This window comes from Kangiella marina, from assembly GCF_039541235.1.
Taxonomy (GTDB): domain Bacteria; phylum Pseudomonadota; class Gammaproteobacteria; order Enterobacterales; family Kangiellaceae; genus Kangiella; species Kangiella marina.
The window spans coordinates 1507316-1527724 of record NZ_BAABFV010000001.1 but is presented as its reverse complement, the minus strand read 5'-3'; the positions used below and the strand labels follow the sequence as shown (position 1 = coordinate 1527724).

Annotated in this window: 21 protein-coding genes; 16 read left to right on the top strand and 5 right to left on the bottom strand. The window is 44.2% G+C overall.

The genetic code is table 11. The features are described 5' to 3' along the window. The first annotated feature begins 80 nt into the window (after nucleotides 1-80). On the top strand, nucleotides 81-1961 hold the full coding sequence (locus tag ABD943_RS06920; protein ID WP_345292455.1) for a tetratricopeptide repeat-containing diguanylate cyclase: 1881 nt from the start codon (nucleotides 81-83) through the stop codon (nucleotides 1959-1961). A 19-nt stretch (nucleotides 1962-1980) separates the two neighbouring features. On the opposite strand, the gene ABD943_RS06915 is transcribed toward ABD943_RS06920, so the two are convergent. Beyond that, complete coding sequence (locus tag ABD943_RS06915; protein WP_345292454.1) at nucleotides 1981-2457, bottom strand: Dps family protein; 477 nt, start codon at nucleotides 2455-2457, stop codon at nucleotides 1981-1983. A 186-nt stretch (nucleotides 2458-2643) separates the two neighbouring features. Between ABD943_RS06915 and tusA the strand changes: the two genes are divergently transcribed. The 4 genes from tusA (at nucleotide 2644) to ABD943_RS06895 (ending at nucleotide 4530) form a co-directional block, all read left to right on the top strand. Next, the gene (tusA, locus tag ABD943_RS06910) at nucleotides 2644-2892 is read left to right on the top strand and encodes a sulfurtransferase TusA (protein WP_345292453.1); all 249 of its coding nucleotides are present in this window, start codon (nucleotides 2644-2646) and stop codon (nucleotides 2890-2892) included. A 25-nt stretch (nucleotides 2893-2917) separates the two neighbouring features. After that, complete coding sequence (locus ABD943_RS06905) at nucleotides 2918-3496, top strand: DUF1285 domain-containing protein (RefSeq protein ID WP_345292452.1); 579 nt, start codon at nucleotides 2918-2920, stop codon at nucleotides 3494-3496. 24 nt (nucleotides 3497-3520) lie between these two features. Beyond that, nucleotides 3521-3736 (top strand): hypothetical protein, encoded by a 216-nt coding sequence (locus ABD943_RS06900; protein WP_345292451.1) that lies wholly within the window; start codon nucleotides 3521-3523, stop codon nucleotides 3734-3736. 116 nt (nucleotides 3737-3852) lie between these two features. Continuing rightward, nucleotides 3853-4530: a type 1 glutamine amidotransferase domain-containing protein gene (locus ABD943_RS06895; protein WP_345292450.1), complete on the top strand. Its 678-nt coding sequence runs from the start codon at nucleotides 3853-3855 to the stop codon at nucleotides 4528-4530. A gap of 70 nt (nucleotides 4531-4600) precedes the next feature. Here the strand turns inward: ABD943_RS06895 and ABD943_RS06890 are convergent, their stop codons facing one another. Together ABD943_RS06890 and ABD943_RS06885 are read right to left on the bottom strand one after the other, a co-directional pair. After that, nucleotides 4601-5158, bottom strand: a complete 558-nt coding sequence (locus tag ABD943_RS06890) for a DNA-3-methyladenine glycosylase I (RefSeq protein WP_345292449.1) — start codon at nucleotides 5156-5158, stop codon at nucleotides 4601-4603. A gap of 28 nt (nucleotides 5159-5186) precedes the next feature. After that, the gene (locus tag ABD943_RS06885; RefSeq protein ID WP_345292448.1) at nucleotides 5187-5978 is read right to left on the bottom strand and encodes a hypothetical protein; all 792 of its coding nucleotides are present in this window, start codon (nucleotides 5976-5978) and stop codon (nucleotides 5187-5189) included. 125 nt (nucleotides 5979-6103) lie between these two features. On the opposite strand from ABD943_RS06885, the gene glyQ reads away from it, so the two are divergent. The 5 genes from glyQ (at nucleotide 6104) to ABD943_RS06860 (ending at nucleotide 11262) form a co-directional block, all read left to right on the top strand. Next, a complete protein-coding gene (gene glyQ / locus ABD943_RS06880; RefSeq protein WP_345292447.1) occupies nucleotides 6104-7039 on the top strand; it encodes a glycine--tRNA ligase subunit alpha in 936 nt (311 codons plus the stop codon). Continuing rightward, a complete protein-coding gene (gene glyS / locus ABD943_RS06875; protein ID WP_345292446.1) occupies nucleotides 7039-9114 on the top strand; it encodes a glycine--tRNA ligase subunit beta in 2076 nt (691 codons plus the stop codon). The genes glyQ and glyS overlap by 1 nt, the downstream gene beginning before the upstream one ends. 3 nt (nucleotides 9115-9117) lie before the next feature. Then, nucleotides 9118-9660: a D-glycero-beta-D-manno-heptose 1,7-bisphosphate 7-phosphatase gene (gmhB, locus tag ABD943_RS06870; protein WP_345292445.1), complete on the top strand. Its 543-nt coding sequence runs from the start codon at nucleotides 9118-9120 to the stop codon at nucleotides 9658-9660. Continuing rightward, entirely contained in the window at nucleotides 9657-10427 is a 771-nt protein-coding gene (locus ABD943_RS06865) for a sugar nucleotide-binding protein (protein ID WP_345292444.1), read from the top strand. Before gmhB ends, ABD943_RS06865 begins: the two co-directional genes overlap by 4 nt. 109 nt (nucleotides 10428-10536) lie before the next feature. Next, nucleotides 10537-11262 carry a DUF481 domain-containing protein gene (locus ABD943_RS06860; protein ID WP_345292443.1) on the top strand — a complete coding sequence of 242 codons (726 nt, stop codon included), beginning with the start codon at nucleotides 10537-10539 and terminating at the stop codon, nucleotides 11260-11262. 85 nt (nucleotides 11263-11347) lie between these two features. Here the strand turns inward: ABD943_RS06860 and ABD943_RS06855 are convergent, their stop codons facing one another. Then, the gene (locus ABD943_RS06855; RefSeq protein WP_345292442.1) at nucleotides 11348-11878 is read right to left on the bottom strand and encodes a gamma carbonic anhydrase family protein; all 531 of its coding nucleotides are present in this window, start codon (nucleotides 11876-11878) and stop codon (nucleotides 11348-11350) included. Nucleotides 11879-12015: 137 nt separating this feature from the next. On the opposite strand from ABD943_RS06855, the gene ABD943_RS06850 reads away from it, so the two are divergent. The 3 genes from ABD943_RS06850 (at nucleotide 12016) to ABD943_RS06840 (ending at nucleotide 16500) form a co-directional block, all read left to right on the top strand. Beyond that, nucleotides 12016-14475, top strand: a complete 2460-nt coding sequence (locus tag ABD943_RS06850) for a bifunctional diguanylate cyclase/phosphodiesterase (RefSeq protein WP_345292441.1) — start codon at nucleotides 12016-12018, stop codon at nucleotides 14473-14475. Nucleotides 14476-14581: 106 nt separating this feature from the next. Next, a complete protein-coding gene (locus tag ABD943_RS06845) occupies nucleotides 14582-15466 on the top strand; it encodes an ATP-grasp domain-containing protein (RefSeq protein ID WP_345292440.1) in 885 nt (294 codons plus the stop codon). A 47-nt stretch (nucleotides 15467-15513) separates the two neighbouring features. Next, nucleotides 15514-16500, top strand: coding sequence for a TraB/GumN family protein (locus tag ABD943_RS06840; RefSeq protein ID WP_345292439.1), 987 nt, complete (start codon nucleotides 15514-15516; stop codon nucleotides 16498-16500). Nucleotides 16501-16582: 82 nt separating this feature from the next. Here ABD943_RS06840 and gorA read toward each other — a convergent pair whose 3' ends face one another. Next, on the bottom strand, nucleotides 16583-17962 hold the full coding sequence (gene gorA, locus ABD943_RS06835; RefSeq protein ID WP_345292438.1) for a glutathione-disulfide reductase: 1380 nt from the start codon (nucleotides 17960-17962) through the stop codon (nucleotides 16583-16585). A 193-nt stretch (nucleotides 17963-18155) separates the two neighbouring features. Here gorA and ABD943_RS06830 point away from each other — a divergent pair, with 193 nt between their 5' ends. From ABD943_RS06830 to ABD943_RS06820, 3 genes are read left to right on the top strand one after another with little or no spacing between them, the layout of a single operon-like run. Next, nucleotides 18156-19229 carry a CDP-glycerol glycerophosphotransferase family protein gene (locus ABD943_RS06830; protein WP_345292437.1) on the top strand — a complete coding sequence of 358 codons (1074 nt, stop codon included), beginning with the start codon at nucleotides 18156-18158 and terminating at the stop codon, nucleotides 19227-19229. A gap of 13 nt (nucleotides 19230-19242) precedes the next feature. Continuing rightward, nucleotides 19243-19644: an FAD synthase family protein gene (locus ABD943_RS06825; protein ID WP_345292436.1), complete on the top strand. Its 402-nt coding sequence runs from the start codon at nucleotides 19243-19245 to the stop codon at nucleotides 19642-19644. 5 nt (nucleotides 19645-19649) lie between these two features. Then, a complete protein-coding gene (locus ABD943_RS06820) occupies nucleotides 19650-20405 on the top strand; it encodes a glycosyltransferase family 2 protein (protein ID WP_345292435.1) in 756 nt (251 codons plus the stop codon). The last annotated feature ends 4 nt before the right edge of the window (nucleotides 20406-20409 follow it).

Below are 20409 nucleotides of genomic sequence, written 5' to 3'. Positions count from 1 at the left end.
AAAGGGAACTCGTGTACATCTATAGGAAATGCATACAGTTTATTTTTTTATGCTTGCTTAGTTGTAGTGCGTTCGCTTTTATGGCTCCCGCCAACTATGGAGTCCCTACTTTTGTTTCTAACAATTCCAGTTCGTCAGTAAACACATCAGCTTTACAGCAACAGCTTTACGGAATGTCGAACCTTTCTGTCCCAGAAAGAAAACAAGAAGCTTTTTATATCAAAATAAACAACCTACTTAACAAGCCCGATCTCGATAATCACTCAGAAGCTCTAGCCAATATTCTGATGGCCAATTATCACATCCTTAATGGTGACGCGATTCGAGCTAGAGAGTTTCTTTCTGTCGCACAGCCTTTGGTGCAAAATGTTGATACTCCTTCTTTAGAACATCAATACCAGTACGTGAATATTTTTGTTCTTCGCAGTGAGGGTGATCTAGAGCAAGCATTAACCACTTCTGAAAACCTCTATGAAGAGGTCAAAGACATTTGGGGCATGAACAAATTAGGCGATCTAATCCTCGAGCGCGCTTACATTTCGTCATTATTATCGTTGTATAAAGAAGCCATCACGTTACTCGACCTCGCGCTTGATTATGCACTGGAATCTGATGACCCCTATTTAATTTCTGAAACCTATAATGTTTTCGGCATTCTGTATAATTTCTTGAACGACAACCAATCCGCAATCATGTATTTTGAAAAAGCGGTTGAAGTGATGGAAAAGCACCCAGCACTGGTCAGTAATATTTATTTCTACGCTAACTTGGGTGACGCTTATCGCACTAACAAGCAGTATGAAAAAGCTTTAGAGCTCACTCACAAAGCACGCCTTTTATCTATCCAAGAAAATGATGTGCCGCTTCAGGCTTTCACTCACCAAGTTGAAGCAAGGATCGACACTGATACTGAGCAGTATCAAGCGGCTATAGAGCAATTAGAAAAAGCCAAAGCACTTCAAGAAAAAGTTGGTGAGAAGCTGTTTGGCTATGAATTACAAACTGACTTTGCCTATGCTTACTTGAAACTTGGTGAGCTCGACAAAGCAGAACAACACATCGAATACGCCATCGAAGAGGCCGCAAAAGTCGCTGCACTCGACGACTTTTACCTTAAGAAACTGCGCGCTGAGATTAGTGCTCAGCGTGGTGAGTTTGAAATGGCTTTTGAATTACTGGATGAATCGTTCAGTGTTTATCGTGATACTTTTAATGATAACTTGACCTATGTTTCTAACCTTTCTCGCGAACAGCTTGATCAAGAGCGATTGAGTTTTGAAAATAAGTTGCTCGAAAAAGAAAACCAAATAAGCACCAAATTTGTTGAACAATACAAAGAATACAGCACTTGGCTCATCACTTTAATTATTTTGCTGCTGGTCTTATTGCTCATTTGTTGTTGGCTACTTATTCGCTATCGCCGCTTAGCGCGAACAAACCAAGAAATGGCGCTCACCGATAATCTGACGCTACTCCCTAACCGTCGCCAGGTTTTCCGCAAACTGGATAACGAACATCAACGGTCCACGCTGAATAAATCGGTTTATAGCCTGATCATCTTTGATGTTGATCATTTCAAAACGATCAATGACCGCTTTGGCCATCATGTCGGCGATAAAGTAATTAATCGCCTTGCTCGGATTACTCGTCACATTTTGCGAGATAACGATACGATTGGCCGTATCAGTGGTGAAGAGTTCTTAATTATCTTACCAGACACAGTGATGGACGATGCTACCCAAATTGCAACTCGTCTCAATGAACAATTTGCTAATGCAGACTTTGAAGATTTAGCGGAAGGAATACATCTAACCGCAAGCTTTGGTGTGACTGAGTATACGCCAGAAGATGAACACCTTGATATGGTCATCAATCGAGCTGACCACCTATTATATAAGGCCAAAAAAGAAGGCCGAAACCGCGTGGTTTCGACCTCTCGTGATGACTCTAGTGAAGACTAGCTTCACTAAAACTTGCCGATTAGCTTTGAAGGTGCGAGCGTAACATCCAAGCGGTTTTCTCGTGAACCACTAAACGATCACCGACTAGGCTCGCTGAAGATTCATCATCCGCTTTTTGCGCAGTTTCTAAAACCTGACGCGCTGTTCTTACGACCGTTTCATGGCTATCCACTAAACGCTCAATCATCTCTTCAGCTGGGATATCGCCTTTCACTTCCTTGATGCTCGAAAGATCAGCAAATTCTTGATAAGTCCCTGGAGACAAAATACCCAGAGCACGAATACGCTCAGCAATTTCATCCACCGCTTCCGCTAACTCTACGTAATGCTCTTCAAACAATACGTGTAGCTGCTGGAAAAAAGGACCCGTAACGTTCCAGTGGAAATTGTGTGTTTGCAAGTACAGCGTATAAGTATCTGCCAGTAAGCGAGATAGTCCCTGACCAATTTCTTCACGTGCCTTTTGCTCAATTCCAATGTTAATCGCTTTATTCATTCAATCAATCTCCTTTGCTTAATTTATGTCACTATCGTAACGAATCTTTATTAATATATAAAATTAATCTTTTAAAACAATGTAATATATTATTACTATTATTGAGCAATTTACTTTAGAAACATGCCCAAAAAGACTAAAATTCGCACAATTTTTTCAATCATATACCCATTACATTGAGCCATCATGACAGAATTCAACTTCGATAACTTTGATCGTAAACTCGACGCCCTCGGCCTACGTTGTCCAGAGCCCGTGATGATGGTACGGTTAAATGTACGCAAGATGGCAGATGGTGAAACGTTATTGGTGATAGCGGATGACCCATCAACAACCCGTGATATACCGAAGTTTTGCACTTTTATGGATCACCAGCTTCTTGCCAGTAGCACTGACGAAACACCCTATAAATACCTTATTCGTAAAGGTTTATAAGGGACTTCATGGAGAGTAAGAGCATTTGAGTAACGAAAACGACGACAATCCCAATTTGAATAATATCCTGAGCGAGATCAATAAGGCTCAAGCCAGCAACAAGCTGCCACCGGTTGAGCAATGGAATCCCGACTTTTGTGGTGAGATGGAGTTGGTGATTAAACGTGACGGTACTTGGCATTACCAAAATTCTCCCATTGGTCGTCAACGCTTAGTCAAACTTTTCTCTACCGTACTCAAGAAAGAAGACGACAATTACTTTTTAGTAACCCCCGTCGAAAAGCTGGGTATCAAAGTCGAAGATGCCCCATTTCTTGTTCTCAAGATGTCCCTCAAAAATACCGATCAGGGGCAGGTCATTATTTTTACCGACAACTGTGATAATACGGTGGCCTTGAGCGAAGATAACCCGCTATGGGTTGAACAAGATGCCAAAACGGGTGAGCCATCACCTTACATCATGATCCGTCGCAACCTTCACGCCTTGATTCACCGCAATGTGTTTTACCAGCTGGTTGAGCTGGCCGAAGAGCGCATAATTGATGATAAAAAGCACTTAGGTGTCATCTCCGCGGGTGAGTTTTACAGTCTCGGCACCATTTGATGCTCCCAACAACACAGCAGGACAATGCCTAAATTCCAACCTTTATCCAAATTTACCCTTGGTTGCTACCTAATAGCCGTCATTCTGATTGGCTTTATTCTGGGCAATGATTATTGGGGCTGGTTTGAATTCCCCGTAAAACTTCGCGTCGGTTTGCTCGTTGCGGCTGTTATCATCGGACTTTCAGGCTCTTTTGTCAGTATCATTAAACAACTAAAGCAGATGTTCTCTAAGCGCTAATTTTTCCAAAGCCTGCTAAGTTGTTTGATACCTATCCCTCATTTAATGTTTCTCACGGTTGAAATAGTCCGAATAAACACCACCTTTCTATTACATACAGAAATATTGGAGCAAATATGAAAGTTCTAATGATTTTAACTTCGCACGATCAGCTCGGTGATACAGGCAATAAAACGGGCTTTTGGCTCGAAGAGTTCACCTCACCCTATTATGTATTCAAGGATGCGGGCGCGAACATTACACTAGCTTCTCCTAAAGGTGGTCAGCCGCCGCTTGATCCGAACAGCGATGCTGAAGATGCCCAAACCGACACGACGCAACGCTTCAAAGACGACAAAGCAGCACAAGAGCACTTAGCAACCACTAAAATACTGTCGGACATAAACCCAGATGACTTTGATGCCGTATTCTACCCAGGCGGGCACGGTCCATTATGGGATCTCGCTGAAAGCTCAGATTCCAAGGCCATCATTGAGAAGATGTACCAAGATAACAAACCTGTTGGCGCGGTATGTCACGCCCCAGCGGTCTTTAAAAACACTAAAGACCAGCAAGGAAATGCACTTGTTTCCGGCAAGAAAGTCACTGGATTCAGTAACTCAGAGGAAGCAGCTGTGGAGTTAACTGATGTGGTCCCCTTCTTGGTTGAAGATATGTTGCAACAAAACGGCGGTCAATATAGCAAAGGTAATGACTGGGAGTCCTTTGTCCAAATTGATGGCAACCTGATCACTGGTCAAAATCCTGCCTCATCAGCCGAATCGGCAAAAGCTGTCCTAGCACAGTTGGGGTAATGATAAGCAGCAAATGACCGAAGCAAAAAAGCCACTGACGGTAACGTTGGTGGCTTTTTTTAATCTACGTCTAATCCTCTCGAATAAAACAGTCTTTTACATGGTCATCAACCATGCCGGTGGCTTGCATAAAGGCATAGCAGATGGTGCTGCCGATAAATTTAAAACCGTCTTTTTTTAGCCGTTTGGACATCGCATCAGATTCTGGCGTAGTCACTGGCACTTCCTTTAAACTCTTCCAGTGATTCTTAACGGGCTTTCCGTCGACAAACTGCCAGACGTAGTCACTAAAGCTTTGCTCTTTAGTGATATCTAAATAACGTTGGGCGTTAACAATAAAAGCGTTTACTTTCAGCTTGTTTCTTATAATTCCAGCGTCATTTAATAATTCTTCGCGCTTTTTATCGTCATATTGCGCGATCTTTTTTGGATCAAAATTATCGAACACTTTACGGTAATGTTCGCGTTTTTTAAGCACCGTGATCCAGCTTAAGCCTGCTTGAGCGCCCTCAAGGCATAGCATTTCAAACAACTTCTGGTCATCGTATTCCGGACGTCCCCACTCATTATCGTGATAATCAATATACAGCGGGTCATCACTGACCCAGCCACAACGTTTTTTAGACATCGCCCTTCCTAATTTTTGTTATTTAACACTAATCTTTCGATTTCGCAGAATAGTTGGCATTCCACTTGGTCCCAAAATAGCCGGTGACGACCAATAAAATCAGCGCAAAGAATGCAGAGACATAGACTAACAGGTTGGGATTTCCCGCCCCATTTTTCACCATAATGGCGATATAGGCCCACACACCGACCAAAGGATAAACAAAGACCGCAGGCTCAAGCCCTTTGCGAATCGACTTAAAACTCAGAACCAACGCGAATAACACCAAACTTAACGCACTTTGCATCACACTAAAACTGGGATCGCTGAGCCAACCTTGACCATTGTCCGCGACCCAACCAAGATGTACTAACCAAGCAGATTCATTAGCCACTAGCGCCACACTGATCCAGCCAAAATACAGCGCTAATGTCATATTGGCGCTAACCGGGCGAGGCTTATCGCGCAGTATCGCCAGTGCCAGACTGACAAAAATAGCCGCCATCACCAGCAACGACCAACCAATCAGTAAGTAAGACCAAACAATCGTCCACGCAATGGTGAAGACCAAAGCCACCGTCAACCAGCAGTTAAAAGACTCCTCGCCATCCGTACTGTCAGCAAAAGCCAGACGAATATCTTTAATTGCGATCACCACCAACATGACGAAGATCAGGCCCCAAATCGAGAAAGCGTAAGGTGCCGGGGTAAAATCCGTAGACAAGCCATTACTGACGGATGCTTGAGTCTCGCCATTAATCCCAACAATACTGCTGTAGTAGCTCATAAAAATCACGGCTGCGACTAATAACAGGTTGGTAATTGCTCTAATCTTGAACATTTGTGCATTCTCCTGAATTTGTTGGCTTTCTAGGTTAGAAAATAACCCAAATTGCCGTATAATCCGACCTTTAATTAGGATCTTATCCTAGCATTCTTATTCATCACCTTAGCGAAGGCATACTTGTGACTCAAGCTAACGAAAGTACAAAAACATTTCAGGGGCTGATTTTAACCCTGCAAAACTACTGGGCCGAACAAGGCTGCGTCATTCAACAGCCGCTTGATCTTGAGGTTGGCGCTGGCACCTTTCACCCAGCGACATTCTTACGCGCCATTGGCCCTGAGCCTTGGAGCGCAGCTTATGTACAACCTTGCCGTCGCCCCACTGACGGCCGCTATGGTGAAAATCCAAACCGACTACAACATTATTATCAATATCAAGTTGTTATCAAGCCTTCGCCGCTTGATATCCAAGAAATGTACTTGGGCTCACTAAAAGCCATTGGTATTGATCCATTAGAGCACGACATCCGTTTTGTTGAAGATAACTGGGAGTCGCCAACACTTGGCGCCTGGGGTCTTGGCTGGGAGGTGTGGCTCAATGGCATGGAAGTGACCCAGTTTACGTACTTCCAACAAGCAGGCGGCATCGAGTGTAAGCCTGTGATGGGCGAAATCACTTACGGTTTAGAGCGTATTGCTATGTATCTACAAGAAGTCGATAGCATTTACGACTTGGTGTGGACCGATGGCCCTCTGGGCAAAGTTTATTACCGCGACGTTTTCCATCAGAACGAAGTTGAGCAGTCAAAGTACAACTTTGAGCACGCTAACGTGGATAAATTATTCGAGCTGTTCGATTACTATGAGTCAGAATCTAAGAACCTCATCGACAACAATCTACCGCTACCAGCCTATGAGATGGTGTTAAAAGCCTCTCATACTTTCAACTTATTGGATGCTCGTGGCGCTATTTCAGTGACTGAGCGTCAACGTTTCATTTTGCGCGTTCGAACCATTGCTCGCGCGGTCGCAGAAACCTATTACGCCGCTCGCGAAGATCTCGGCTTCCCGATGCTTAATGAGTCGCAACAAAACGCGCAGAAGGAGGAAAAATAATGACATCCTCTAATCAACATTTTTCTGATCTATTATTCGAACTGGGAACTGAAGAACTTCCACCAGTGAGTCTAAAAACATTACGCGATGCTTTAAAAGCAAATGTTGCTGAAGCTTTAACCGCTCAAGACTTTAGTTTCGAGTCAATTGAAAGTTATGCCACACCACGTCGCCTAGCGTTGATCGTGCGTCAGTTAAGCGACGCCCAGCCTGATAAAGAGGTCGAGCGTTTAGGACCTGCGGTTGCGGCTGCCTTTGATGATGATGGTCAACCGAAGCCAGCGGCAGTCGGCTTTGCAAAATCATGTGGCGTCGACGTCGATCAACTTGAAAAAATTGCTACCGATAAAGGCGAACGTCTTGGTTACACCATGTCGCAAAAAGGTCAGCCACTGGGCGAGCTGATTGAGCAAATTCTCAATAGCGCGCTGAAGAAACTACCGATTCCTAAGCCAATGCGCTGGGGAGATAGCTCTGCGCAATTTATTCGCCCCGTGCACTGGGCAGTATTATTACACGGCTCTTCGGTACTTGAAGCAACGATTCTGGATACTAAGACTGGCAATGTCAGCCGTGGTCACCGCTTTATGGCGCAAGGCGATGTAACCTTGCATGATGCCGATGATTACGTGAACAAGCTTAAAGCAGAACACGTTATCGTCAGCTTTGAACAACGCCAAAAACTGATTGAAGCCCAGGTCAAAGCTGAGGCTGAAAAACTGGGTGGCGTGGCTCAAATCGAACAGGACCTGCTGGATGAAGTCACCGGATTGGTTGAATGGCCAGTCGCACTAACTGGTGAATTTGATACCGAATTCTTAAAAGTCCCGGCTGAGTGTTTAGTGTCGTCGATGGCTGAGCACCAAAAATATTTTCACGTTTTAGATGAAGACGGCAACTTAATGCCAAACTTTATCACTATTAGTAATATCGAAAGTTCCAATCCGCGCGTAGTGATTGAGGGTAACGAAAAAGTGATTCGTCCTCGCCTTGCGGATGCCATGTTCTTTTATGAAAAAGATCAACAAACTACGTTAGCAAGCCACCAAGAGCGTTTAAAGAAAGTCGTTTTCCAGAATCAGCTGGGTTCGGTGCAAGAAAAAGCCGAACGAGTGGCGGAGCTGGCTAAAGCGATTGCACCGCAAGTGGGCGCAGATCCTGAACTCGCCCACCGCGCCGGTTTACTGTCGAAGTGTGACTTGACCACACAAATGGTCGGGGAATTCGATAAGCTTCAAGGCATTATGGGTACTTACTACGCCCGTCATGATGGCGAAGACGACAGCGTTGCTATCGCCATGACTGAGCAATACTTACCGAAGTATTCTGGTGATGCCTTAGCGCAAAACCCAGTTGGTCAATGTATCGCTATTGCCGATCGGGTTGATACATTGGTCGGTATTTTTGGCATCGGTCAAGCCCCGAAAGGCGCGAAAGATCCTTTTGCGCTACGACGTGCTTCGATTGGTTTATTGCGTACTATTGTTGAAAATCAATTAAGCCTAGACCTCGAGCAACTCGTCGAACAATCGCTTAGCCAGTTCGAGGGTAAGCTTTCTGATGAATTAGCTGCTGAAAAACTACTCAACTTTATTTTTGATCGTTTCCGCGCTTGGTATCTTGATCAAAACGTTAGTGCCAATACGGTTAGCGCGGTAATGGCACTTCGCCCGACAAAGCCCCTAGATTTTGACCAACGCATCAAAGCGGTTCAATATTTCCAGACGCTACCTGAAGCGGAAAGTTTATCTGCCGCCAATAAACGCGTAAAAAATATTTTGGCAAAAGCAGACGTTACCGTGCCAGAAACTGTTGATTCATCATTGTTGCAAGACACCGAAGAAAAAGCTCTGGCCGAGACTATCAGCAAAGCAGAAAAAGAGTTGACGACTATCGAAAACTACCAAGAACGATTAACACGCCTTGCGGCTCTGCGCGATGATGTTGATGCGTTCTTTGATAATGTGATGGTGAATGCAGACGATGCAGCGATCAAAGCTAACCGATTGGCACTTCTAAAAAAGCTGGAAGACCTATTTGGTTCAGTGGCTGATATTTCGTTGCTACAGAGTTAATCCATGATCGATTGGTCAACGAAGAAAGTCATTATTCTGGATCGTGACGGTGTCATCAATCACGATTCAGATGCTTACATCAAGTCTGCCGAGGAGTGGGTGCCTATTGCTGGTAGCTTGCCTGCCGTAGCGAAACTGAATCAACGATTTAAAATCGCGATAGCCACCAACCAATCGGGGATTGGACGCGGCTTTTATGATGAGTCGGTGCTTTCAGAGATGCACCTCAAGATGACTCAGTTGCTTGAAGAGCAAGGCGGCCACATCGATCACATCGAATTTTGCCCCCATCATCCTGATGATGGTTGCGACTGCCGTAAACCGAAACCGCTGATGCTGCAACGCATTGCTGATAGGTTTAAGGTAACCGCTAACGAGGTGGTTTTCGTTGGTGATTCCAAGTCCGATTACGAATGCGCGCAGAACTTTGGGTGTGACTTCGTATTAGTACTTACCGGCAAAGGACTGAAAACATTGGATAAGCTTGCAGCTAAAGATATCGCCACTGAAAAAAGCCTGGCTAAACTTGTAGAGGAAATAGATTGAACACTTTAATCGTCGGCACTGGCAAACTTGGTCAGCGTTTTTATAACTACTTGGTCAGTAAAGGCGAACAGCCTTACACTTTATCGCGCTCTGAGAAGTCTTGGGCAAGTCGCCACATCGTGTGTGATCTCTTAAAAGTTAGCAACACGCTGCCTGAGCTGCCTCAATTTTCGAATGTTTATATTATATTGGCACCTGACGAGAGAGCAGAGCCAGCCTATCGCCAAACCTATATCCATGCCGTGTCTCGTCTGATCCAAGAGCTGCATAAACAACAGACCGAGTTTCACTGCACTTTCTTATCGTCGACATCGGTTTACGAGGGTAACTTAGAGCCCGTTATTGACGAATCGGTTACCCCTAAACCCGCCAATTTCAAAGGCAAGGCGCTGTTAGATGCCGAAAAAAGCTTGCAGACTTTACATCCGGTTACCTCTATCGTTAGAGCCTCAGGACTGTATTCCAGCGACCGCTCTAAGCTAATGGATAGCCTTTTAGACAAAGACAAATACCATGACCCTAAGTGGCTTAATCTTATCCACGAAGACGATTTGTGTTACTGGCTTGAGCTTGCTGGGAAACGTGAGATGAGTCTTTCGATAGCTTCTGATGGAACGGCCTTCACTCGCCAGCAATTACAAGATCATGTCGCCGGTAAAGAGGTTACTTCGGCCACACCGAGCAAACAATACCATTCCGTATTATTGAAACGGCTACATTTACAGTTCAACAGCATTTTTGACTGGTTTGATAAAACAAATTCATAAGCATTGACCATTCTTGACATTTTAAGGGGTGATCAAGCGGCTCAATCTGTTACAATTTGTGCCGCTAACCCCCAAAAGATATAGACTTGCGAGATTTTTGATTATGACAATGAAAAAGAATTTAATTGCTTTAGCGCTTTGCGCTGCTTCACCAGCTTTATTCGCTGATGGCTTACTGTCTGATGCCCCTGAAGAAGGTCATCAAGGTAATATTGATCTTGGTTATATCAGCACATCAGGGAACACAGAAACCGAAAGCCTTAATGGCGCGTTTGACTGGGTAGCCCGCGCATCTGAAAACTGGGCGACGGGTATCCAAATCACTGGTGTTAGTAACTCAAGTGAAGATCAGCGTGATGCTGAGCAATATACTTTTGCTTGGAATAACCGTTTTGACCTTACTGAGAAAAGTTTTGTTTATAGCATCTTAGACTATAAAAACGATTACTTCGGGGCTTATGATTACCAAGCAGGCGCCTATTTAGGTTACGGTCATCAGTTTTACAAAAGTGATGACGGCCACTTCTCGTTAGGTATTGGTCTTGGTTATCGGGTTAACGCTGTTTTTATTGGTGAAGACGAAAAAGAAAGCGTGATTCGTGGTGACTTAGACTTCGCGCACAAATTAACTGATAACGCCCGCTTCACACAGACGATCAGTGCTGTTTGGGGCCAAGAAATCGATACTTATGTTTCGCGTTCGGCTATTTCGACGAAGATTTCTGAAAACTTAGCCATGAAGTTGTCTTACTTAATTAACTACAATTCCGTTGTTCCAGCCGGTGCTGAGAAAACGGATCGCACCACCACAGTCGGGATTAGCTACAGCTTCTAATAACACCGTCCATAAAAAAACCGGCTTCACGCCGGTTTTTTTGAATCTATCGTTATATCAGGAAGCGCAGGCTTGCGTCCTAATCCTAGCTTTCTAGGTGTTCATCTTTCAAACGAACATAGTTATCGGCAGAATACTTAAAGAATTTGATTTCTTCGTCAGTAAGTTTTCGAATTTTACGCGCCGGTGAACCTACCCATAAAAATCCCCCCGTCAACTCACGCCCTGGCGGTACTAGGCTATTCGCGCCAATGATGGCATTTTCTCGAACAACCGCACCATCCATGACTACAGCCCCCATACCAATAAGGCAGTTATCTTCAATGGTACAGCCGTGAAGTATGGCCTTATGGCCCACCGTCACATTATCCCCAATGATTAAATCATGTCCCTTGGGATCATAAGGGCCGGCATGTGTAACATGACAAACCGTTCCGTCTTGGATACTGGTACGCTTGCCCACTCGAATTGAGTGCACATCGCCACGCAGTACAGCCATTGGCCAGATAGAGCTATCGTCGCCAATTTCCACATCACCAAGTACTAGCGCCGTATCATCGACAAAAGCCTTGTTTCCAATTTTTGGGGTTTTCTTTTGAAAAGTTCGAATAGTCATAGACTGTATTTTCGATAAGCTTGCCCTATTTTAGCGATAAAGTTGATAATCGCAAAACAAAAGTCTGCCCTACTATTTGACAAACCCTAGCTACCGGCTATTCTAGTAAGGATAAAGCGTGACCAACAATAATATATATGGGGCCAAGGGTAGCATTGGAGCAACGGATTAAGCCACTGGATCAAGAAGTCATTAACAGTATTCTCGATGATGATTATGCTGCGCTATTGCTATGCAATAAGCGTTATGTCATCAAAGCCATCGCTATTGATCCCGTCGTTTCATCAAACATGCTGCTCGGTGAAGAAGTGGCAAAGCTGCTTCCTGAGCCCATTCTGCGGGGTAAAGAGAGCCGAGCGATTATTAAGCTGCCTCAACTCGGTCTTGATCGCGAGTTCCTTCTATCCGCTCATAAGTTACAAGAAGGCAGCTCTTTTATCGATCGCGTTATCACCCTGCAGGTCCTACCCAGCCTAAACCTCGCAGACCCCGCACTGAAAGATGTGGTCAAAGACTATAAAGAGACCGTTTTAGAGAACTCACCCATCTTTATCTATGTTCTTGATTATCAACAAAAGATCTTTACTGAAGGCTTGGCCAATTACTCAAAACTCTTGGGATACACAGAGGAAGAAATTTCTAATATGCCGGATGGTGTGTATAGCTTTATCCACCCGGATGACCTCAATATTGTTCAAGAGCAAGAGAAGGCGCTACGCTCAAGCGATAATCGCACCGTTGTACCGGCCGAATTCAGATTACAAAACAAAAACGGTGAATGGTTTTGGATTCAGGTACACAGCACCATTTACTCACGCGATGCTGATGGCGAACCAATTATTGAAATTGGCTCTATTCATAAGCTCAATAAAGACTATGAAGCCGAATTAGCACTTCAGCAAAAAGATAAGTATTACCGAACCTTGGTTGAGAACAGTTACGACTGTATTTTGATGTACGATAAAGAAGGTTATGTAACTTATATCTCACCCTCTGTCACCCGCGTGACGGGCTACACCCCAGAAGACCTTTTGGGGAAAACACTCGAAGGCTTTATCTACGAGGATGATCGTGAGGATGCCAGTGTTAATTTACGCTATGTTTCAGAGAATCCTGGCGCATCTTCAGTCGTAGAAAGACGTATTCGCCATAAAGATGGTGCTATTTTGTGGATTGAAAGCCGACTGGCTAATCACTTGGATGATCCTGATATTCAAGGCGTTACCATCAACTTTCACGTCATAACCGGGCGTAAAGAGTCGGAAAATAAAATTCATCGACTGACTAACTTCGACAGCCTGACTGGCCTCGCTAATCGAAATCTATTGCATAGCTGCTTGGCGCGAGACATTGAGAACTGCTCTGATAAAAAAGACCAGCTTGCCTTTATGTACATTGATTTAGATCGCTTTAAAGAAATCAATGACACTCTAGGTCACGCCACTGGCGACCAACTGCTTATTGCGGTCACCGAATACATGAAAAAATGTATTCGTAATGGAGATACCTTGGCGCGCATGGGTGGCGATGAATTTGCGATTATTTTACCTAATATTGATGCCGAAGAAGCCCATACGGTAGCAAAACGCTTATTGCGACACCTCAAAAATCCGATTAAAGTCGGCCCACACCGCGTTCAGACTGGTGCCAGTATAGGGATCAGCATGTTCCCTGATCACAGTGATAATGCTGAAGATTTGTTCCGCTATGCCGATATGGCAATGTACTCAGCGAAATCCGAACGCAACCAAGTTCAGTTTTATAAACGCAAGTACAGCCAACAAGAAAGCAAACGTCGAATGGTTGAGAAAAAGCTTAAGGTTGCGATTGCTGAGCGGCAATTGCACTTATTCTTCCAGCCACGAGTCGATATTCATACGGGCAAAATTCGTAGTGTCGAGGCCTTGTGCCGATGGGATGATCCGGAAAGTGGTAGTATTCCGCCGAATATTTTTATCCCGATTGCCGAAGAGAGTGGACTCATTCATGATCTGAGCCAACTCGTCATGGAAATGGTCTGCCAACAACTTCTCGATTGGCACAATACCGGTATCGACGTCACCATAGCGTTCAATTTATCAGTCAAAGATCTTAAGTATTTCGATTTGGTGCATAACCTAAGGGATACCATTAATCGGTATGGCGTATCGGGCAAAATGCTGGAGGTTGAAGTCACCGAAAGTGCTGCTATGACGGACGTTATTAATACCGTCAAAGTTCTCAAGCAACTCAAAGATTTTGGCATTAAGGTGTCGATTGATGACTTCGGCAAAGGCTATTCATCATTGGCTTATCTCAGCCAACTTCCGGTCGACAACCTCAAGATTGATAAGTATTTTATCTCTCGCCTTAGCCCTAACTTCAAAGATCATATGGTTAATTTGAATATTATTCGCACCATCATTTCTTTGGCAGAAAGCCTTAACCTAAATACGGTTGCTGAAGGTATCGAAACGCCCAATCAGTACAACACACTCAAGTCTTTGGGCTGCAATATGGGTCAAGGTATCTTCTTCTATCATCCAATGCCGGCCAACCAGCTATCAAAATTACTACAACGCGAACAACGCCTCGCCCGGAGCACTATTAGCCAATAATTTGGCAGGTAACTAATCTGGGTATTGGTATAAAGACTTTTATAAAAACCTGTAGTATGCTAGCCCTAGAATCCTGATATGTTATTTAAATCAAAGGTTTATGCGCATGAAAATTGCCATTGCTAGCTGCTTTGATCTTCCTGATTGGGAAAAAGACGATCTTCCTTTTTTTAGGGCGCTCGAAGCCAACGGTATTGAATACCAAATCTTACCCTGGGACAGCGACACGGACTGGCATCAGTTTGATGCCTGCTTGCTTCGCACCACCTGGGATTATCAGGATCGTTTTGAAGAATTTATGGGCTGGGTTGATCGAGTTAGCACTCAGACTCAACTTATCAACCCCACCGCCATCATTCGCTGGAACAGTCATAAACGCTATCTACAAGAGCTGCAACATGCGGGTATCACCATTGCCCCCTCTGAGTGGCTCCTTAAAGGCAAGCTTTACAACATAGAGAAGTTGATGCAACAGCATGGCTGGAAAAAAGGTTTCATAAAGCCTTTGGTCGGCGCCAATGCCAGAGAGTGTCTACCCTTTGAAAATACAGCGGAAGGTATCGCTGAGGCACAAAAACACGCTGACCGGCTGACTCCAACAGAAGACTTGGTGCTGCAGCCCTACCTGAGCAATGTCGAATCCTTTGGCGAAACCTCTGGAATCTTCTTCGCCGGTGAGTACAGTCACGGCACACGAAAGGTACCCGTTAAGGGTGACTTTAGGGTACAAGATGATTATGGGGCCAGTGATTACCCGTATCAGTTATCGGACGAAGAGCGTGAGTTAGCGCAAAAGGCCATTGCTTACGTGACCAAGACCATCAGTTTGCCGCTGTATGCTCGCGTAGACTTCCTGCATCACAAAGATGGTGCAGTCTATGTCAATGAAGTGGAACTTATCGAACCTTCGCTGTTCTTTAGGCATGGCGGAAAGCAAAGCTGTGAGTTATTTACCCAAGCTCTTGCAAAATTTATCAGTGATACCCATTAATAGACTATAATATAAACGATATTAAAGAGAATCTTTCGGAGTTTTCTATGAAAAAATTGTTAGGGATATTGTTTGCAACGCTCCTTGGCCTTCAAGGCTGTGGTGACGATTCGGGCAAATCGCAAAAAAAGTCGCCATCAGACGATAACACTAAAGCTTCCACGACTGTTGCTGAAACAAATAATCCGCAAAATAAGAGCCAACACACAGCTCAGGGCTATACGCCTGCGCTTTGGAAAATTGAGCATAACGGTAAAACTTCCTATCTTTTCGGCTCTGTGCACATGGGCGAAAAAAGCATGTACCCTTTACCCAAAGTGGTTACAGATGCCTTCAATTCTAGCGATACATTAACTGTTGAAATTGATGTGACCAATATCAACCAAATGGCTTTGGCGCAAAAAGTCCAGCAAATGGCTATTGACCCTGAAAACTCACTGGAGTCCGTGCTACAGGCTGAAACGCTTGAAAAATACAATGAGTACTGCCAAGAAACCAAAAGCCCATGCAGCATGTTCACTTCATTTGAACCTTGGTTTGCAGCAATGACTTTAGAAGCACTGAATATGCAGCAGTCAGGCTACAGCGAACAATATGGGGTTGATATGTATTTCATAGATCGAGCACGTGATAACAAAGATATTCTCGAGCTTGAAACGATTGATCTGCAACTCAATGCGCTGGATAGCATGTCACCAAAACTTCAAGATGCGTTCCTCTATTCTGTAGTAACCAAAGATGACAGTGAAAATGATAAATTAATTCAGGCGTGGAAAACTGGGGATATCGAAGAGTATGTTAAAAGCTCTTTTGAGGAAGCCAAAGAAAGCGGTATCAATGAGGAAGATTATTCGTACTTCATGGATGTGCTTTTATATAACCGTAATAAAAACATGGCTGACGGCTTAGCAAAGCAGATTGAAGATGGTCGCGCTGTTTTTGCGGTAGTAGGCGCGGCTCATTATGGCGGTGAAAAGAGTATCAACGACTACTTGGAACAAAAAGGTTTCACTGTAGAGCGCATCGAATACTAACGCATAACCGCCTGATTAAAAAAGCCCAGTTTGAACTGGGCTTTTTTTATGATGATCAACATCTGGGTGCTAACCTTGTCTCTTAGCGCATGGTCACAAACTCTTCAGCAGAGGTCGGATGGATCGCCACCGTATCATCCAGATCCGCTTTAGTGGCGCCCATTTTAAGCGCAACAGCAAAACCTTGTAAGATTTCATCAATTCCAAAACCAATGCCATGAATACCCACAACTCGCTCTTCCGGTCCCGCACAGACTAACTTCATCTTGGTCGGCTCACGATGCTGGGTCAGTGCTGAATACATCGCCGTAAACGAAGAGGTGTAAACTTTGATATTCTGTTCACCGTATATTTCCTGTGCCTGAGGCTCAGTCATCCCAACGGTTCCGATTGGTGGGTGACTAAACACCACCGTTGGCACATTGGTGTAATCTAAAAATTCATTCGGCTTGTTATTAAACAATCGCTCACACAAGCGACGACCCGCCTGAATCGCCACCGGCGTCAAGGCTAATCGTCCAGTATTATCTCCAAGTGCATAAATACCTTTGGCGGTCGTGTTCTGGTACTTATCTGTCTTGATGTTGCCTTTTTCATCCTTGGTCACATTGGTATTTTCAAGCCCTAAATCGCCGGTGGCGGAGGCACGTCCAATCGCCCACACCAAAGTGTCAACAGGGCCGATGGTTTCATCATTCTCTAAATGTAGTAGCAATTCTCCAGACGCCAGTTTCTCCACAGATTTTGGCGTGCTGTGAGTATGCAAGGTTGGGCCTGACTCTCGCATGACATCAACCAATGTGTCTGATAATAAATCATCAAAATCACGAAGTGGCTTGTGCTTTCGAACCACTAAATGTGTTTCTGTGCCTAACGCATCGAAGACACCTGCAATCTCAACAGCAATATATCCTGCTCCAACAACTGCTGCTCTCTTAGGCTGCTCCGTCAGCTCAAAAAAGCCGTCCGAGTCAATACCATGCTCCGCCCCAGGCACATCTGGAATTATAGGATAGCCGCCGGTAGCGATGACAATGTGATCCGCGCTATAGCATTCACCATTAACTTCAATCGTATTTTTCCCAATAAACCTGGCATAGCCCTCGATCACGTCAACCTTGTTATTGCCGAGATTTCGCTCATAGCTCTGGTGAATTCTTGAGATGTAGGCTTCTCGACTCTCCACAAGCTTCGACCAGCTAAAGTCGACGTTTTGTGGCGTAAACCCGTAATCTGGTGCATATTTAAACGCTTCAGCAACTTGTGCACCGTACCACATCGCTTTTTTAGGTACGCAACCAACATTAACACAGGTCCCACCCAAAGCCTTCGCTTCGACAATGGCACTTTTAGCGCCGTGCATGGCGGCTCGGTTTGCTGAAGCGATGCCACCACTGCCTCCCCCGATTGCCAGGAAGTCGTAGTGGTTTTTGGCATGAACTTTAGTTTGTCTATCAGTCATGGTTATTTCTCACCAATTCTGTTTATAATGTCCTGATTATAAACACATTAAGTTGCTATTTAGAAGCTAATCACATCACAGGGACAGGCTTAGGTTTTCAAACCGCCAAGCAATGAACGGAACACGTTCACATCATTTGGATGATTCTTAATACCCTAGTTTCTAAATCATTCTTGGACGAAAAGTTGTCGCTGTGAAAATATATTTTGATGTCGCTTATTTATACTATTTGCCACACTTCGAGCCAGTCATTGATGCTTTGTTAGCATCGGCCGCTGACTCTTCTGTAAAAGTCGGGGTCACCTTCATTTCTGAGCCCCCGCCATCCATTACAGAGTCGCTTCATAGTAAGAATGTTACAACACATCTACTGGCTGAAGATGAGCGCTTGAGTTTTTATCAATCTCAGGCACCGGACTGGGTCATTTTTGGGCATGCCGCTGACATTGCCAATGATCTGAACGACTGCTGTAAAACTGCATTAATATTGCATGGGCTTGGTCCTAAGTCGACTTACTATAATGCGTCCAGCGCCGCTATCCAATATCGCTTCGTTGAATCAGAGCACCGAAAGCAGCGGTTAGAAGCGATGTACCCTAATAAAACCTTTATTAATACGGGTTATACCAAGCTGGATCCAATTATCAATGACCCTACTATCGCTATGGACCTTACTGCTCTAGGACTCAATCCGGCCAAGCCAACCTTGCTCTATTCGCCGACGTTTTATCCGAGCACCATCGAAAACTTCCCTAAAGATTGGCCGCAGCAATTTAGCGACTACAATATTCTTATCAAGCCTCACTATTTATCACTAATTAAATCGGCTTACAAAAAGCAGCGCTTGCTACTAGAGCGCTGGGCTACTTTTAGCAATGTTTATTTAGCTGATATGAGCGAGCAAAGCTTGGTGCCCTTTATGGCCACAGCAGATATCATGATCAGTGAAACCTCATCCGCTTTATTCGAGTTTATCGCACTGGATAAACCCGTCATTATTGGTCACTTCCTAAAATTGCGCTGGGGTTATCGCGGTATTCTCAAGTTCCGTCTAAACAAGCGTCTCTCGGATGACTATGAATTATTTGGTTCGATGGGCACCAATATCAATCGCTACTCGGAATTAAAAGAGGCGGTTGAGCTCAATATTCAACAGCCACAAACCCATCACAGCGCACGTCAATCGATTACCCAACAAGTAGTGGGTAACGTTGATGGGCAATGCTCGCAGCGCGTCGCCAACTTTCTTTTAAATCCTACGGGTTAATTTGAGGCCTATTATGAGAATCATTACATTTGGTACCTTCGATGTGTTTCATGTCGGCCACGTTAACATTCTAGAAAGAGCCCGCGCTTACGGTACTGAGCTTTATGTCGGAGTTTCTTCGGATCAACTTAACTACTCGAAAAAAGGCCGCTATCCTATATATTCGGAGGAAGACCGTATGCGCATTATTAGCGCGCTATCCTGTGTTGATTTTGTTTTCTCCGAAGAATCTTTAGAGCTTAAAGCTGAATACATCAAACAGTATAACGCCGATATCCTCGTCATGGGCGATGATTGGCAGGGTAAGTTTGATGAACTCTCAAACTTATGCGATGTTAAATATTTACCTCGAACACCCTCCATTTCGACCACCGAGATTATCGAGGTCGTGAGACATAAAAACCCAAACAAGTAGGACTTATGGAACCCATCCCAATTAGTGTTTTTATTATTGCTCAAGATGAAGAGCAGCATATTGGTCGTGTGTTAGATAGCTGCCAGTCTTTCGCTGAGATCATTGTCGTCGATAGCGGCAGCAACGATAAAACCATAGCTATCGCAAAATCAAAAGGCGCAAAAGTGGTTCATCACGATTGGCAGGGTTATGCTAAGCAAAAGCAATATGCCATGAGTTTGTGCCAGCATGATTGGGTCTTAAATCTTGATGCCGATGAAGAACTGACACCAGAAATTATTGATGAGTTCAAATCTTTTGTGACACGCCAGCACGATTACGTTGCACTCAAATGTCGTCGCAACGATCTTTTCGCCGGACGTTTTTTTTCAAATCTAACACGCCTACCAACGAATACTCGATTATTTCTCAAGCAACATGCGAAGTATCGACTGCAAGATAACGTTCATGAAGGCCCAGACTTTGATCAGAAAGTTGCCCATACCAAGCGTTACTTTAACCACTATGGTTACTCGAATATCGCTCAACTCACTGAAAAATATAATCAATACTCCTCGCTAAAGGCCATAGAAAAGTTCAACAAAGGCAAAAAAGCATCAGTTTTGAAACTGCTGCTCATATACCCGCTCGAATTTATTCGAAACTACCTAATCTATCGCTACTGCTTTTCCGGCTTGAGGGGCTTTATTTTTTCACATTTATCCGCATATTATGCTTTATTAAAAGAAGCTAAATTGTATGAATTAAGCAAAACATCTTAGAAGG

Bases quoted from the DNA above. Each gene is read 5' to 3' on its own strand.
- ABD943_RS06820 (WP_345292435.1), top strand. From the start codon at position 19,650: ATGGAACCCATCCCAATTAGTGTTTTTATTATTGCTCAAGATGAAGAG.
- glyS (WP_345292446.1), top strand. From the start codon at position 7,039: ATGACATCCTCTAATCAACATTTTTCTGATCTATTATTCGAACTGGGA.
- ABD943_RS06860 (WP_345292443.1), top strand. From the start codon at position 10,537: ATGAAAAAGAATTTAATTGCTTTAGCGCTTTGCGCTGCTTCACCAGCT.
- ABD943_RS06890 (WP_345292449.1), bottom strand. From the start codon at position 5,158: ATGTCTAAAAAACGTTGTGGCTGGGTCAGTGATGACCCGCTGTATATT.
- gorA (WP_345292438.1), bottom strand. From the start codon at position 17,962: ATGACTGATAGACAAACTAAAGTTCATGCCAAAAACCACTACGACTTC.
- tusA (WP_345292453.1), top strand. From the start codon at position 2,644: ATGACAGAATTCAACTTCGATAACTTTGATCGTAAACTCGACGCCCTC.
- ABD943_RS06850 (WP_345292441.1), top strand. From the start codon at position 12,016: ATGGGGCCAAGGGTAGCATTGGAGCAACGGATTAAGCCACTGGATCAA.
- ABD943_RS06825 (WP_345292436.1), top strand. From the start codon at position 19,243: ATGAGAATCATTACATTTGGTACCTTCGATGTGTTTCATGTCGGCCAC.
- ABD943_RS06915 (WP_345292454.1), bottom strand. From the start codon at position 2,457: ATGAATAAAGCGATTAACATTGGAATTGAGCAAAAGGCACGTGAAGAA.
- ABD943_RS06920 (WP_345292455.1), top strand. From the start codon at position 81: ATGGCTCCCGCCAACTATGGAGTCCCTACTTTTGTTTCTAACAATTCC.
- ABD943_RS06895 (WP_345292450.1), top strand. From the start codon at position 3,853: ATGAAAGTTCTAATGATTTTAACTTCGCACGATCAGCTCGGTGATACA.
- gmhB (WP_345292445.1), top strand. From the start codon at position 9,118: ATGATCGATTGGTCAACGAAGAAAGTCATTATTCTGGATCGTGACGGT.
- ABD943_RS06855 (WP_345292442.1), bottom strand. From the start codon at position 11,878: ATGACTATTCGAACTTTTCAAAAGAAAACCCCAAAAATTGGAAACAAG.
- ABD943_RS06900 (WP_345292451.1), top strand. From the start codon at position 3,521: ATGCCTAAATTCCAACCTTTATCCAAATTTACCCTTGGTTGCTACCTA.
- ABD943_RS06885 (WP_345292448.1), bottom strand. From the start codon at position 5,978: ATGTTCAAGATTAGAGCAATTACCAACCTGTTATTAGTCGCAGCCGTG.
- ABD943_RS06845 (WP_345292440.1), top strand. From the start codon at position 14,582: ATGAAAATTGCCATTGCTAGCTGCTTTGATCTTCCTGATTGGGAAAAA.
- ABD943_RS06840 (WP_345292439.1), top strand. From the start codon at position 15,514: ATGAAAAAATTGTTAGGGATATTGTTTGCAACGCTCCTTGGCCTTCAA.